Annotated in this window: 11 protein-coding genes; 8 read left to right on the top strand and 3 right to left on the bottom strand. The window is 57.2% G+C overall.

Features of this window, described 5'->3' with window-relative positions; translation table 11 throughout:
* The first annotated feature begins 83 nt into the window (after positions 1 to 83).
* The 5 genes from AC0KVQ_RS03985 to AC0KVQ_RS03965 all read left to right on the top strand — a co-directional run bounded on the left by AC0KVQ_RS03985 (position 84) and on the right by AC0KVQ_RS03965 (position 6,095).
* Positions 84 to 2,321 (top strand): alpha,alpha-trehalose-phosphate synthase (UDP-forming), encoded by a 2,238-nt coding sequence (locus tag AC0KVQ_RS03985; protein ID WP_473419831.1) that lies wholly within the window; start codon positions 84 to 86, stop codon positions 2,319 to 2,321.
* Complete coding sequence (otsB, locus tag AC0KVQ_RS03980; protein ID WP_473419830.1) at positions 2,321 to 3,094, top strand: trehalose-phosphatase; 774 nt, start codon at positions 2,321 to 2,323, stop codon at positions 3,092 to 3,094. Before AC0KVQ_RS03985 ends, otsB begins: the two co-directional genes overlap by 1 nt.
* Entirely contained in the window at positions 3,091 to 4,155 is a 1,065-nt protein-coding gene (locus tag AC0KVQ_RS03975; RefSeq protein WP_473419829.1) for a mechanosensitive ion channel family protein, read from the top strand. The genes otsB and AC0KVQ_RS03975 overlap by 4 nt, the downstream gene beginning before the upstream one ends.
* 71 nt (positions 4,156 to 4,226) lie before the next feature.
* A complete protein-coding gene (locus AC0KVQ_RS03970; RefSeq protein ID WP_473419828.1) occupies positions 4,227 to 4,721 on the top strand; it encodes a MarR family winged helix-turn-helix transcriptional regulator in 495 nt (164 codons plus the stop codon).
* 21 nt (positions 4,722 to 4,742) lie between these two features.
* Positions 4,743 to 6,095, top strand: coding sequence for a chloride channel protein (locus tag AC0KVQ_RS03965; protein WP_473419827.1), 1,353 nt, complete (start codon positions 4,743 to 4,745; stop codon positions 6,093 to 6,095).
* A gap of 48 nt (positions 6,096 to 6,143) precedes the next feature.
* On the opposite strand, the gene AC0KVQ_RS03960 is transcribed toward AC0KVQ_RS03965, so the two are convergent.
* Positions 6,144 to 6,812, bottom strand: a complete 669-nt coding sequence (locus AC0KVQ_RS03960; protein ID WP_473419826.1) for an OmpA family protein — start codon at positions 6,810 to 6,812, stop codon at positions 6,144 to 6,146.
* Positions 6,813 to 7,163: 351 nt separating this feature from the next.
* Positions 7,164 to 8,381, bottom strand: coding sequence for an HD-GYP domain-containing protein (locus AC0KVQ_RS03955; protein ID WP_473419825.1), 1,218 nt, complete (start codon positions 8,379 to 8,381; stop codon positions 7,164 to 7,166).
* 171 nt (positions 8,382 to 8,552) lie between these two features.
* Between AC0KVQ_RS03955 and AC0KVQ_RS03950 the strand changes: the two genes are divergently transcribed.
* Together AC0KVQ_RS03950 and AC0KVQ_RS03945 are read left to right on the top strand one after the other, a co-directional pair.
* Positions 8,553 to 8,957, top strand: a complete 405-nt coding sequence (locus AC0KVQ_RS03950) for a hypothetical protein (protein WP_473419824.1) — start codon at positions 8,553 to 8,555, stop codon at positions 8,955 to 8,957.
* 67 nt (positions 8,958 to 9,024) lie between these two features.
* Positions 9,025 to 9,294: a YkgJ family cysteine cluster protein gene (locus AC0KVQ_RS03945; RefSeq protein ID WP_473419823.1), complete on the top strand. Its 270-nt coding sequence runs from the start codon at positions 9,025 to 9,027 to the stop codon at positions 9,292 to 9,294.
* Here AC0KVQ_RS03945 and AC0KVQ_RS03940 read toward each other — a convergent pair whose 3' ends face one another.
* Positions 9,295 to 12,126 (bottom strand): sensor domain-containing protein, encoded by a 2,832-nt coding sequence (locus tag AC0KVQ_RS03940; RefSeq protein ID WP_473419822.1) that lies wholly within the window; start codon positions 12,124 to 12,126, stop codon positions 9,295 to 9,297. It lies immediately after the preceding gene.
* A 211-nt stretch (positions 12,127 to 12,337) separates the two neighbouring features.
* Between AC0KVQ_RS03940 and AC0KVQ_RS03935 the strand changes: the two genes are divergently transcribed.
* Positions 12,338 to 14,344, top strand: a complete 2,007-nt coding sequence (locus AC0KVQ_RS03935) for a site-specific recombinase (protein WP_473419821.1) — start codon at positions 12,338 to 12,340, stop codon at positions 14,342 to 14,344.
* The last annotated feature ends 22 nt before the right edge of the window (positions 14,345 to 14,366 follow it).

The raw sequence follows: 14,366 nt of genomic DNA, 5'->3' as shown, positions 1-14,366 counted from the left end.
TTTGTACACCCCTCGGCACGAATTCCGGGCCGCAATTTTTCAGGGCCACCGCGTCCTGCCATGTTCGCAACGGAGTCACCGCCATGAACACTTTTCGCCTGCAGTTTCGTTTTTTAGCCCCGCTGTTTCTGGTTATTGCGCTGACGGCCTATCTCACCGTCCCCCTGGTCGACAAGCTCTCGCTGCGCTGGACCGTGCGTGATCTCAACAGCCGCTCGCAACTGATCACCAACACGATCAGCGAGAACGTCTTTGATGCCGTCACCAGTCTGGACAAGCCGCGGCTGGATGCCATCTTCAGCCGACTGATCATGGATGAGCGTGTACTGGGTGTCGGCATCTGCGACCATGAGCATCAGCTTTCGGAAAAAACCGCCGGATTTCCGGATAGCATCACTTGCAGCGTAGCCGATGAAGTGGCCAACAAAAGCTCGCCCACACTGAAACTGACGCGTGGTTCAGTCCATATCGCCGTCGAGCCGCTCAATCGCGGTGCGCTGAGTCTGGGCGAGTTGATCCTGGTGCATGATCTGAGCTATGCCGAAACGCGCGGCGAAGACACCCGCCGTTATCTGATTCTGTTCTTCGTGATTCTGGGCAGCGTCATTGCCCTGATTACCGTCGTCACCGCCCACCTGAGCCTGCGTGGCTGGGTCACGGGCGTACGTGCCTTGCTGCACGGAGAAAGCCTGCTCAAACCGTTCGAAGCACCGGCACCGGAGCTGCAGCCGCTGGCGCAAGAGTTGCGCGCAATGCTGCGCGAACTGGAGGACGAACGCCGTGCAAGAGAAATTCCACCCGATATCTGGGCGCCCGACCGATTACGCGACCTGTTGCATGGTGATTTGCGCGGTGACGAGGTACTGGTGGTATCCAACCGCGAACCGTACATCCATGAAGAAACTCCGCAGGGCATCGTCGTCAAGCGACCGGCCAGCGGTCTGGTCACCGCCGTGGAACCGGTGATGCGCGCCTGCTCCGGCACCTGGATTGCACACGGCAGCGGCTCGGCCGACCGCCTGGTCGTCGACCAGAATGATGTGGTGGCAGTGCCGCCGGACAACCCATCCTACTCGCTCAAGCGTGTCTGGCTGAGCAAGGAAGAAGAGGAAGGCTACTACTATGGCTTTGCCAATGAAGGATTATGGCCGCTATGTCACATCGCGCATGTTCGACCGGTATTTCGCGTCTCGGACTGGGAACACTACAAGGCGGTCAACCAGCGTTTTGCCGATAAGGTCATCGCTTCGGCCCGCACCGAAGACCCGGTGATTCTGGTGCAGGATTACCACTTTGCCCTGTTGCCGCAGATGATCCGCGAGCGCCTGCCGCGCGCCACCATCATCACCTTCTGGCATATTCCGTGGCCCAATCCTGAATCATTCGGTATCTGTCCGTGGCGCAGCGAATTATTGCGCGGCATGCTCGGCAGCAGCATTCTGGGTTTTCATACCCGTTTTCACTGCAAGAACTTCATTGAAACCGTTGACCGTTACCTGGAAACTCGCATCGAGCACGAACATTCTGTCATCACGCTCGACGGCCAGGAAACATTGGTCAAGAGCTACCCGATCTCGATCCATTGGCCGGACGAACAGGAAACACTGAGCTGGCCCACCATTGCCGATTGCCGCCAGGAATTGCGCGATCGCTTCGGCCTGCCGCAAGATCGGCTGATTGCGGTGGGCGTGGACCGTTTCGATTACACCAAGGGTATTCTGGAGCGCGCCAATGCGGTGGAGCGCCTGCTGGAGAAACATCCGGAAATGATCGGCAAGTTCACGCTGGTCCAGGTGGCAGCCCCTTCGCGGAGCTCGCTCGATGAATATCGCTATTTCCAGGAACGCTTGACCCGCCGCGTGGAAGAAATCAACCAGCATTTTGGCAACGCCGATTACACCCCGTTCATCCTGCTGGCCGAACATCAAGGTAGCGAGATCCTGACTCGCTATTATCGTGGCGCGGATGTCTGTGTCGTCACCAGCCTGCACGATGGCATGAATCTGGTCAGCAAGGAATTCATCGCCAGCCGCAACGATCTGCAGGGCGTACTGATCCTGAGCCAGTTTGCCGGTGCCGCCGGGGAACTGCCCGAAGCGCTGATCGTCAACCCGTATCATGTCGAGGAAACCGCCGACGCCCTGTATCGGGCCATCACCATGCCCCAGGCTGAACAGCGTGAGCGCATGCGCAGCCTGCGCGCCACAGTGCGTGAGCGCAATGTCTATCGCTGGGCAGGCATCATGCTGATGGATGCCGCACGCATCCGCCGGCGCGAGCGCATCGAAGCCAGATTGTTATTGCATACGGAGAAAAACTGATGCGCTATATTTTTTCCCCACACGGTGAATTGGCCCTGCGCAGCTTCATCGCTCACGACACGCTGTTGGCTTTCGATTTCGACGGCACGCTGGCACCGATCGTCCTGCAACCCGAAACGGCCAGCGCGCCGACCAGTATCAACCAGGCCATGAGCAAGCTGTGCGAGATCGCCACGGTTGCCATCATCACCGGACGTTCAATCAAGGATGTCCGGGCACGTCTTGGGTTTCAGCCCAAGTACATCGTCGGCAACCATGGTGCCGAAGGCTTGCCCGGGACATCCAGCCCTCCGGGCACCCTGCCGGAAATCGCAGAATGGGAAAGTCAATTACGCGCAACCTGGCAGGGCTTGCCGGCCGGCATCCATCTGGAAAACAAGGGACACTCGCTGAGCCTGCATTACCGCATGGCAACTGATCGCGAAGCGGCCCGGCAATCACTTGAGCAGAAAATCCAGCAGCTCGTACCTGCTGCGCGGCGCATCGGCGGAAAATGTGTGATCAACCTGCTGCCGCGCAATGCAGCAGACAAATTTGATGCATTGCTGGCACTGCAACGTACAGAAGCCGCCCCGCATGCACTCTTCATCGGCGATGATGAAACCGATGAGAGCGTGTTTCGCCAGGCACTGCCGCAATGGCTGACGATCCGGGTCGGGCGCAAGCAGGACTCGGCTGCCAGTTATTACCTGAATACACAAAGCGAAATGGCGGGACTTATCCAGCGAATAGACCGCTTGATCCGCACGATCAAAAAGGAAACCCAGGCATGAGTTTCAATATTTTCCAGCGCTTCCTCGACAAGAACACACCCGAAGAGCTTCTGCTCGCTACCGGCATGGCCATATTGGCCTTCACCATCCTGTATACCGTGCGGGCATTGCTGATCCGCAAGCTGTTTCAATGGTCGCAACGCAGCACGACGCACTGGGATGACCTGCTCGCGGAAATCGTGGCCGCCACCCACACCCTGATGCTGCTGGCGCTCGCGCTGCTGGTAGGGCTGAATAACCTTGAACTCTCCGCCGGCATCGAGAACATCGTCGACAACGGTTTTACCCTGGTACTGCTGTCACAGGTGGGCATGTGGGGACACCGCGCAATTCGCGGCTGGCACCAGATCCAGATCAGGCTCTCGCGTGAGACAGAAAATGGTGCCGCCGCGATCAATTACGGCATCATCACCTTTCTGGCCGAGCTGATTCTCTGGATCATCCTGGTGCTGATGGTCCTGGATAACCTTGGCTTCAACATCACCACGCTGGTCGCCAGCCTCGGGATCGGCGGCATTGCCGTCGCACTGGCCGTGCAGAACATCCTGGGCGACTTGTTCGCCTCGCTTTCCATTGCGCTGGACAAGCCTTTTGTTGCTGGTGATTTCGTTGTCATCGACAACCTGATGGGCACGGTCAAGCATGTCGGGCTGAAAACCACGCGAATCCAGAGCCTGTCCGGCGAAGAACTGATCTTTTCCAATGCCGACCTGCTCAAAAGCCGCATCCGCAACTTCAAGCGCATGGCCGAACGCCGCGCGACCTTCCAGATCGGCGTGGTTTTTGGTACATCCCCGGAAAAACTGCGGCGCACCAACCAGATCATCCGAGAGGTCATTGAATCGCAACCGGATGTTCGCTTCGATCGCTGCCACTTCAAGACCATCGGCACCAGCAGTCTGGATTTCGAGGTGGTTTTCTATGTGCTCGACCCTGACATGACCCGTTACATGGATATCCAGCAAAACATCAATCTTGCATTGATCGAACGGATGCACAGTGAAGGCATCGAATTCGCCTTCCCCACGCAGACCTTGCACATCGCCACCCTGCCAGCATAAACATGGTTACGCGGCACTGCCTCACATCACCATTACAATTTCCTGCCGCCATCTTGCGTACCGAGCCCATCATGAAAACTGCTGCAAACAGGTCTGCTGCCGACAAACCACTTGATATGGAGGTATTGCGCCAGTTCCGCGTGATTTTCAAATCGGTACGCAAACACTTTCAGGCGATAGAAGACAAGCTAGGCATCAGCGGCTCCCTGTTATGGGCCATTTCCGTCATTGCCGAGCAACCCGGCATCAACGTGACTGCGCTGGCACGCGCGATGTCAGTTCACCAATCTACCGCCAGCAATATCATCGCCAAGCTGGTCGATCTGAATCTTGTCTGCAAGGCCCGCCAAAGCAGCGACAACCGCATTACGGGGCTTTTTATCACCGAGCACGGCAATGCCCAGCTGCAGTTGGCACCTGGCCCGGTGCGAGGCTTGCTGCCAGATGCTTTGGGCAAATTGCCCTACCGTACCCTGTGTGACCTGAATCAGAATTTGCAGATCCTGCTTGAACAGATGCAAGCACTGGAAGCCAATGCCAGCGATACACCCTTGGCCGACATCTGATGTCGAAAACCCGAGAAAGCAATGCGCCACTTCTACCGTTCCATTTATCGTCACCGGCTGACTGACCGCACCGCATGGAAAGAGCGTGCAATCATCTGGCTGGCGGCCGCCGCAGCGGGTTTGCTGGTGGTGCTGTTTTCGATCCTGACCGAGCATGCGATCGCATTCTTTACCGATACCTCACAAGCACATAACTGGTTCCCCTTGCTGATCTGCCCGGTTGCCGGAATGCTGATTGCCTGGCTGACGCGCAATTATTTTGCCGGCAGTGAAGGCAGTGGCATCCCCCAGGTCATCGCAGCCCTGCGCGATGAGGTACCCAATGAAAAAATCGGTTTTTTCATCTCGATGAAAATTGCCCTGGGCAAGGTTGTTCTGGGGGTGGCCGGCCTGGCAGCCGGATTTTCCATGGGGCGGGAAGGCCCATCGGTTCAGGTAGGTGCATGCACCATGCATGCCTTTCGCCACTTCCTGCCCAAACACTCACAACGCAATACCAAACACCTGATGCTGGCCGGTGGTGCTGCAGGCATCGCTGCCGCATTCAACACCCCCTTGGCCGGCATCGTGTTTGCCATCGAGGAGCTGGGCAAGCGTTTCGAAGAAAAAACCAACGGCGTGCTGATCTCGGCCATTGTCCTGGCAGGTTTGATTTCGATTTCACTGCAAGGCAATTACATCTACTTCGGGAGACTGACCGTCTCCAGTGTCGACTACCGCATCATTTGGCCCGTCTTGCTCGCAGCGCTTGTCTGCGGCATTGCCGGTGGGCTTTTCAGTCAGCTACTGGTTCGCGGTGCACGTCCTGGCCAGGGCAGAATGGGTAACTGGCGCAAGGCACACCCGTATCTCTGGGCAGGTTTTTGCGGACTGATGGTGGCCATGCTTGGATATGCCAGCCAAGGCACTGCGCACGGTTCTGGCTATTTCATCACGCAAGGTGCACTGGAAGGGAGTTCGGACATGGCTTGGTACTATGCCCCAGTCAAGTTTGCTGCCACGGTATTCTCGTTCCTGAGCGGCATTCCTGGCGGCATATTTGCGCCAAGCCTGGCCGTCGGCGCGGGTATCGGTGCAGACTTGCATCATTTCTTGCCAGATGCCAGCCCCCTGGCGATCCACGCATTGTGCATGGCCGGCTTTCTGGCAGCAGTCACCCAGACCCCTCTGACATCGTTCATCATTGTGATGGAGATGATAGACGGGCACGAAATGGTCATCAGCCTGATGGCCGTTTCCATGCTGTCCTCGTTGGTGGCACGCCTGTTTGGCAAACCCATTTATACCGCCTTGGCAGAATACCAATTGCAGCGTTGCACCCCATCCGGACCGGCAAATCCGGCGCAAACCGGACAAGCAATACGGACAAAATAAAATCCCCGCCGGTAATACATACCCGCGGGGATAGGGCGTAAATAACGCTTACTTCTGTCCCTGCACTTCGATCTCGACACGACGATCCGGTGCCAGGCATTCGACCAGCTTGCCAAACGGGCGAACCTTGTCACAACTGCCAGCCGTGACCGGTTGTGATTCACCCATGCCAACAACCTTGATCTTCTCGGACTGCTTGCCCTTGGCCATCAGGTAATCAGCCACGGTTTGGGCCCGCTGCTCGGACAATCGCTGATTGTACTTTTCCGAACCAATCCGGTCGGCGTGGCCGGTAACACTGACGAACCCGTTCTGCGGATCCATCGCCTTGGCCTCGTCGTACAGATCATCGAGCGCCTTCTTGCCTTCCGGCTTCAACACGTACCTGTCAAAGTCGAACAGCACATCCGCCTTCAGCGTATAGACCTTGGGTGGCGGAGGGGGTGCCGGCGGCATGGGCTTGGGTGGCTCGGGTGCCGGCACGGGCGGCGCAGCTACCGGTGCGGGCGGTACCGGCTTGACATAGCCATCGCACCCTTCAACTGTTGCAGCCTCCGGCGTCCAGGTACCCGTGCGCCAGCATTCGCCAAAGCTGTTTTTCCAAACCGGCTCGGCAGTGGCACCTTGCACATAGGCCTCGATACCGGCAACTGCAAACGAACTCGCCCCTGCAATGACAGTGGTAGCGATCATTCTGACAAGCATTTTGCGTGACATATCGACCTCCTGGAAAAATGGAGAAGACAGTGCACACTTTTGTTCAACCCTGATTATCCGTTAGGGCGCGAGATGATGGCGAGACGGATTGTGAAGCAATTTTGTCACTTGAGAGAAGTCCATGGTTATCCCATGGACGCCGAACAAGGGGCAAAAGGGATCGCAAACCGTCCGCTAGCGCTCGTGCAGGCTCGAAGAGCCGCCTGATGGATAATCAGGGTTTAAGCATCACTGTTCTTTCACCGTAGGCGGCATTTTTGGGAAAACGGATGTCATCAGCCGCGATCAACCGATGAAAGGCAGCATCATGTCAATCTGGATGGGCACAGATGGACAGCATTGGCGCTGCCGCTACATGCCCAGATGGCGCGCAATATCGATCTGCCATTTGGCCGGATCTTCATGTCCGACGATGCGATCGGCACCGCCCGCGCCCATGGGGCGAGCCAGATCGACCATCTGCGGTGTGATATAGGTATTGGATCGCGTACTGAAAATGACCTTCACGCAGGGCTGCAGCAGATTGCCTTCGTTCTGATCGATCACGATGGCCAGCCGGCCGGATTCCAGCCGCACCAGCGATCCCACCGGATAGATGCCCACGGTGCGCATGAACAACTGCACCAGCTTGGGATCGAAGTGGAACTTGCTCCACTCCCACAGCTTGCGCAGCCCTTCCGGCGCCGGCATGCCCTTGTGGTAACAGCGATCGGAAGTAATCGCATCATAGACATCGACAATAGCAGCCATGCGTACCAGCTGCGGAATTTTCTCGCCCGGCATCTTGTGCGGATAACCGCTGCCATCCATACGCTCGTGGTGGCTCAAGGTAATCGCCAGCGGGATGTCATGGATACCCGGTATTTCACGAATTATCTTCCACCCTTCCTCCGGGTGCGATTTCATGATCGCGAATTCTTCGTCAGTCAGCCGGCCCGGTTTGTTCAAAATGGCGTTGGGCACCTTGATCTTGCCGGTATCGTGTAGCAAGCCACCGATCCCGGCCAGGCGCACGGTATCAGCATCCAGCCCCAGGCTGCGCGCAAAGGTCACCATCAGCGCGCAGACACTGACCGAATGCAGAAACGTGTACTCGTCCTTGTCCTTGATGCCGGAAAGCCCGATCAGCGCACCGCTGTTGCGCAGAATGGATTCGGTAATGGTCTCGACCACCTCTTCCACCTGGTCGATCGGCACGGCCTTGCCCAGACGCACATCGTTCATCACAGTGCGCACCACGCGATGGGCATGCTGATGAATCTTTTTCGCGCGGCCGATTTCGTCCATGAGCGAGAAGCGCTCCGGCGTCGACGCTTGTGCCAGCCGATTGATCTCGGAATCGATTTCCGCCTGGACTTCAGCTTCGGTCGGCGCATCGCTGCCGACATCGGCACCGAGATCGGTGTCGATATACAGCTCATGCACACCCAGGCTCACAATTTTGGCGATCTCGGCCTCGGAGCTGATCAGAAACTGGCTGCGAACGAAGGGATGGCTCATCCAGTCCACATTCAGATCATGCAGATACATGCCGGGCTTGAGCCGGGAAACCGGGATTTTCTTGATCATGACCAGACAGAACAAAATATTTGATCATGGATTTTAACGGATTCCTGCCCGCTCTTCGCCGCGATCCAGTCCGTTCATCCCCGGCAATTGTTGGATTGGACAAGCCGGACTGGTTGATTCGGAAACGCGCCACTATAGTGAAATTGAAACAGCATTTCACAAAGGAGGTGCATGATGGGACTCTTTGACAGATTGACCGATACCTTGCTTGAAAACCGCGGCAAAGATGATCCGCGCAGCGAATTCATCGCGCCCCTGATCACCATTATCGAGAAACAGGAAGGGCTGGCCGGCCTGGTCGACATCTTCCTCAAACACGAACGCGATGCCAACATCCAGCCTTGGCAAGCCAGCGCAGGCTCCGGATCACAGGAAGATATCGAAAACACTTTCGGCAAGGCATTTCTGGACGAATATGCCAGCCAACTGGGTATAGCACCAGCCGAAGCGGTTGATCGTTTGGCCGCTAATGTCCCGCGCTATATCGATGAGTTGGTTGCGAAAGGAGAATGGCCCGCCGCCAGCAATATGCTGGATACGGCCATGGAAGTACTCAAGACCAAGACCATCAACTGAGTGATCCTGTGGGGGCGGGTTGATACGAGGACTTGCCTGGCAAGCGGCAATCCGTTTCAATGCCGGGATGAATCCACCCTCGTTTTCCTGCCGCGCCGGCTGTGCTGCCTGCTGCATTGCACCTTCCATCAGCAGCCCCATTCCGGGGATGCCGCAAGGCAAGCCGGCCGGCGTTGCGTGTATCCAGCTGGACGAATCCTTGCGCTGCAAGCTGTTCGGGCAACCCGAACGCCCTGCGGTTTGCGCAGGGCTGCAGCCTTCGCTGGAAATGTGCGGCCACGACCGCGATCAGGCCATGCATTGGCTAACCCGGCTTGAGATCGCCACCACGCCCTGATCACAGCAATACGGAAGAAAACCCTTGCCGCAGCAGCTTCCCGGTTTCCGGTGCCGGTGCCGGACGGGCAAAGAAGTAGCCTTGCAGCTCATCACACTGCAAGGCACGCAGGATATTGGCCTGTTCCGAGGTTTCCACGCCCTCTGCAATGGTCGAGAGCCCCATCGCGCGCGACAAGCCGATAATGGCGCGGACAATCGTGGCATCGTTGGCATCCCGCACGATGTTGCGCACGAATGATTGGTCGATCTTGATCCGGTCAATCGGAAACTGTTTCAGGTAATTCAGACTGGAATAACCCGTACCGAAATCATCGATCGACAGGCGCACCCCCAGCCTGTTGAGATCGTGCATCAAGGCCAGTGTCGAATCGAGGTTGTGCATGATCGCACTCTCGGTAAATTCAAGCTCCAGCAGACGCGGATCCAGGCCGGCCTGGCTGATCGCGCTGAGAATCGTTGATTGCAGCGCGGCATCACGCAATTGCTTGGGCGAAAGATTGACTGCCATGATCAGGTTGGCATGGCCAGCCTCCTGCCAGTTGCGCAGCTGCAGGCAGGCTTCGCGCATCACCCAGGCGCCAATCGGCACAATCAGGCCGGTTTCCTCCGCAACCGAGATGAAATCGCCCGGCGGAATCAAGCCTCGCACCGGGTGGTTAAGCCGAACCAGCGCCTCAACCCCGACGATGCTGCCTTTCTTCGCACAGACTTGCGGCTGGTAGTGCAGCACGAACCAGTCGTTTTCCAGCGCCTGATGCAACTCGCTCGACAGGCCCAGCAGGCGCCGCGCGCGCGAATTCAGATCATTGGTATAGAAACGATAACTGTTGCTGCCCTCTTCCCTGGCATGAATCAGGGCCGAATCGGAATGCTTGAGCAGGGCCTCGAAGCTGTCACCATCCTCCGGATAAAGTGCGATGCCCAGGCTCGCGGTCAGGCTGATCTCGGTGCCATCAACATCCATGATCTGCGCGGCGGCAGCCAGCAATTGGTCCGCCACGGCCACGGCCTCGCCTTCACCCTGGATTTCCGGCAGCAGGATCACATACACATCACCGGACAAGCGCGACACTGTGGCCGCCTCTCCCAGCACCGTCGAGAAGCGTTCGGCCATGATGCGCAGCACCCGGTCGCCGACGGCATGACCCAGCGATTCGTTCACGTAGCGGAAACGATCAAGATTTGCGCACAACACCGCCACAGCATGTTCATGCTGGCGTGCATGCACGATCGCCTCCCCCACCCGATCTTCCAGCAACAGGCGATTGGGCAGGCCGGTCAGCGGATCATAACGCTTAAGCCACTGCAACTCTTCCTGTGCGCGGCGCTCGGACAGATCGGCATATACGCTGAAGTAATTACCAATCTGGCCATCCGCGTTGCGCACCGCGCTGATGGCCAACCATTCCGGGCAAGATTCACCATTCTTGTGCCGATTCCAGATTTCGCCTTGCCAGCTGCCAGCGCTTTCCAGTGCCGCCCACATCTGCAGGTAGAAATCCCGGCCATGCCGGCCGGATTGCAACAGCTTCGGATTTTTGCCGTGTACATCCTCCAGCGTGTACCCGGTCAGCTCAGAAAAAGCATGGTTGACCATGATGATGTGGTTGTCCGCATCGGTGATCATCATGCCATCGCGGCTTTCCTCGAATACGCGTGCATGCAGCTGAACCTGCGCCTCGGCACGCGCACGTTCTTCTGACTCATGCAGCTTTTGCAGTGCAAAGGAAATATCGCCGGCCACCTCCAGCAGCAGGGTGCAGACTTCCTCATCGAAGTAATCCTGTTCTGTTGCCGACAAGGCGAATGCACCACGAAATCCGCCACCTGCAATCGGCATGCTCATCATGGCGCGAACACCCATGTCTTCCAGCACTACGGCAGGGGTAGACCAGCTCCAGCTGCGCATGTCATTGATTACCAAGGGCCGCTCTTCACGCAGTGCGCGCACGCTTGGCAAAGCGTCTATGGCCCCATCAGGCAGATTGTCATAGCGCTCGCGGAACCAGCCGGTATCGGTGTTGGGCGCGCCTGCATTGGCAATCATGGCCGGTCGAGCCGAGAGATCCTGGCCGGCATCGAAGATCCAGGCCCAGCTGAAACCTGCCATTTCCAGTGCTACTTTGCAGACGGAATCAAACAATTCCTGGCGCGATTGGCAAGTCACAATAGCTTTGTTGGTGCCACTGAGCACGGCGTAGATGGCGTTTTTGCGTGCCAGCATGCTCTCGGTACGCTTGCGCTCCTGGATATCCCGCACTACCGCAAGAATCACCTCGCGCTCACCCAGTCTGGCCCGGTTAAGCGTCACGTTGGTCCACAACAAATGGCCATCCCGGTGACGTGTCTGCCAATCAAACACCTGCGGCGCTTCGGCGGACTTGGCCCACCATTGCTGCAAATCGACCAGGGTATAAGGCGGATAATCCAGGCAGAGCCGGGTGAAATCCAGTTTGAACAAGGCGGCCTTGTCATAACCGAAGAATTCGCAGGCACGCTGATTGACATCCAGAATGGCGCCCGTCTTGGCACACTGAACAAAAATGGCATCCTTGACGGATTCGAAGATACTGCGAAAACGCTCTTCGCTTTCCTGCAGCCGGCTGCGTTGCAGTTCCAGCTGGCCAAGATAACTGCGCAACTGGAAATACAGCAGCGATGCGGTAACCGCCACAAAGAACCAGCCCTTCAGGGTACTGACCTGTGCAATGGTCTGCGGATCATCGAACCAAAACAGCACGATCTTGTCGGAAAGCAGTATCCACGCTGCAGCAAGCAGGCCGTAGGTCAAGACGATCTTCAAGGCAATTTGCCGGGTTTGAAATTTCATGGCATCTCGGAACCATACGCAGGAATAATTTTTCTGCCCTGAGCGCGAGCACTCCTTACCGCTCAAGACAACATTTCGCAGCACTGCATGTCACTACGCACTATTCCACAGATAGAAAAATTATCAAGTGCCACTACCCGGAATGTAGAAAGATTTCATAAAGCACCCAGATTATTGGCAGGAATCCCCTCAGACAGAAACAAGACAACACATGGAATCCATACTGCAGACAATGATTCATTGTCAGGCTGGCACCAGCCTGATTCAGCTCACAGCCCTGATCGACCAGATTCGCCCTGCACGACCAAACGATCATCCAGCGGTGATCGACAAACTGACCCAGTTAAGCCGGCTGCTGGAAACCCAGCCGGAATACCGTGCGGCCTTGCGTACGCTACTGAATACAACGCTGGCCAACTGTACCCAGGTGCGGCTCTACTCCGATACCGGCATCCTGGCCAATGAAGGCTTTTTCGCCACCATCAAACGGCGGATCGGCTATCGATTCCTGCCGCCTGCGCACCAGCCAGACAGCCTGAAAGACATTTTCGGCACCCTGTTTCATGCCAGAACCGACCATGTATGGTTGGCGGCCATCCCGCGCGAGACTTGGCAGGCGCTGTGGCATGCGCTGCACATGGAAGAGGCCGACAGCTTTGCCATTCAGGAAACCTCAACGCTACAGGTGCTGGAGGCCATCCAGATCCTGACTTGCCGCATTGCCGCGATTGGGCTGGAACCGGAAATGGCGCAGAACTACCCGGCCATTGAAGATTTCGAATCGCCCTTCGTGCATCAGCAGATAGAAACACTCCGATTCATCGAGCATTACCGCACCGCGCTGACCGCAAAACAAAGAACCGGCGAAGACAGCCGGCATATCAGCGTACTGCTTGATCAATGCGAGGAAATCATCGGCAAGGTACGCCGCAACACGCGACGGCACGGCATTTCAATCAGCCTGACCTACCATCTGTTGCGACTCGAGCAGCATATCGAACGCATGCGCCTATTGTTGCTGCTGGTTGATCCCGCAGCCTCGGAAGCGCGTAACGAGGCACGTCTGACCCTGTTTCTGACATTGGTGCGCGCCGAAAACCGCAAATACAACCTGCGCGATGTCATGCGCGAAAACACCGAACTGCTCGCCATGCAGGTCACCGAGCATGCCAGCCTGACTGGCGAACACTACATCGCCGAGACACGCAGTGAATGGAAAGGCATGTTCCGCTCCGCCGCAGGAGCCGGCGTCATCGTGGCGGTCATGGCTTTGTGCAAACTGCTGTTATCCCAGATGCACCTGCCGCCACTGATGACAGCGGCCGCCTTCAGCCTCAACTACGCTGCCGGCTTCATCCTCATTCACCTGCTGCACATGACGATTGCAACCAAGCAGCCGGCCATGACCGCAGCACACATCGCCGCCGCATTGCCGCCACCGGGGCAAAGAAATGCCAATTACGATGAACTGGCCGAGCTGATCATCAAGGTATTCCGCACGCAGTACATCGCCATCGTCGGCAATGTCTTGCTGGCCATGCCGGTGGCACTGCTTGTTTTCTGGCTGTTCAGCCTGCTCGGCGGCGAGCCCGTGATCAATACCGACAAGGCACACCATCTGCTGCATGAACTGCGCCCCTGGTCCGGCTTTGGCCTGTTCCACGCGGCCATTGCCGGCGTTTGCCTGTTCCTGGCAGGCCTGATTTCCGGCTACTACGACAACAAGGCACTCTATCAACGCATTCCACAGCGTCTGGCGGCACTGCCCTGGCTGCAACGACTGGCCGGCCTGGAAGGATGCCGCCGGCTGGCGGACTATATCGAGCATAATCTTGGCGCATTGGCTGGCAATTTCTATTTCGGCATCATGCTGGGCAGCTTGGGTACACTGGGCTTTCTGCTTGGCCTGCCAATCGATATTCGCCATATCACCTTTTCGGCAGCCAATATGGTCTATGCCGTGGGTGCGCTTGATTTCGCACTTTCCTGGCAAGACCTGCTGGCGGCGTTCGGTGGTGTAGCCCTCATCGGGCTGGTCAATCTATATGTCAGCTTTTTCCTGGCATTGTGGGTAGCATTGCGGTCCCGCAAGCGGCGCCTGAGCGAGCTCAGGCCTTTGACAGGCAAGGTTTTGCAGCGCATCTGGCAGAATCCGCTTGATTGCCTGATTCCTGCACGTGATGCCGCCGCAACACCAGCCAGTGAAATGCCCCACTGACCATGGAACCTTGTTCCGCTAT

It is taken from the genome of Formivibrio sp. oc-25, from assembly GCF_055810895.1.
The sequence above is the reverse complement of the archived record's forward strand: the minus strand, read 5'-3'. Positions and strand labels throughout refer to the sequence as shown.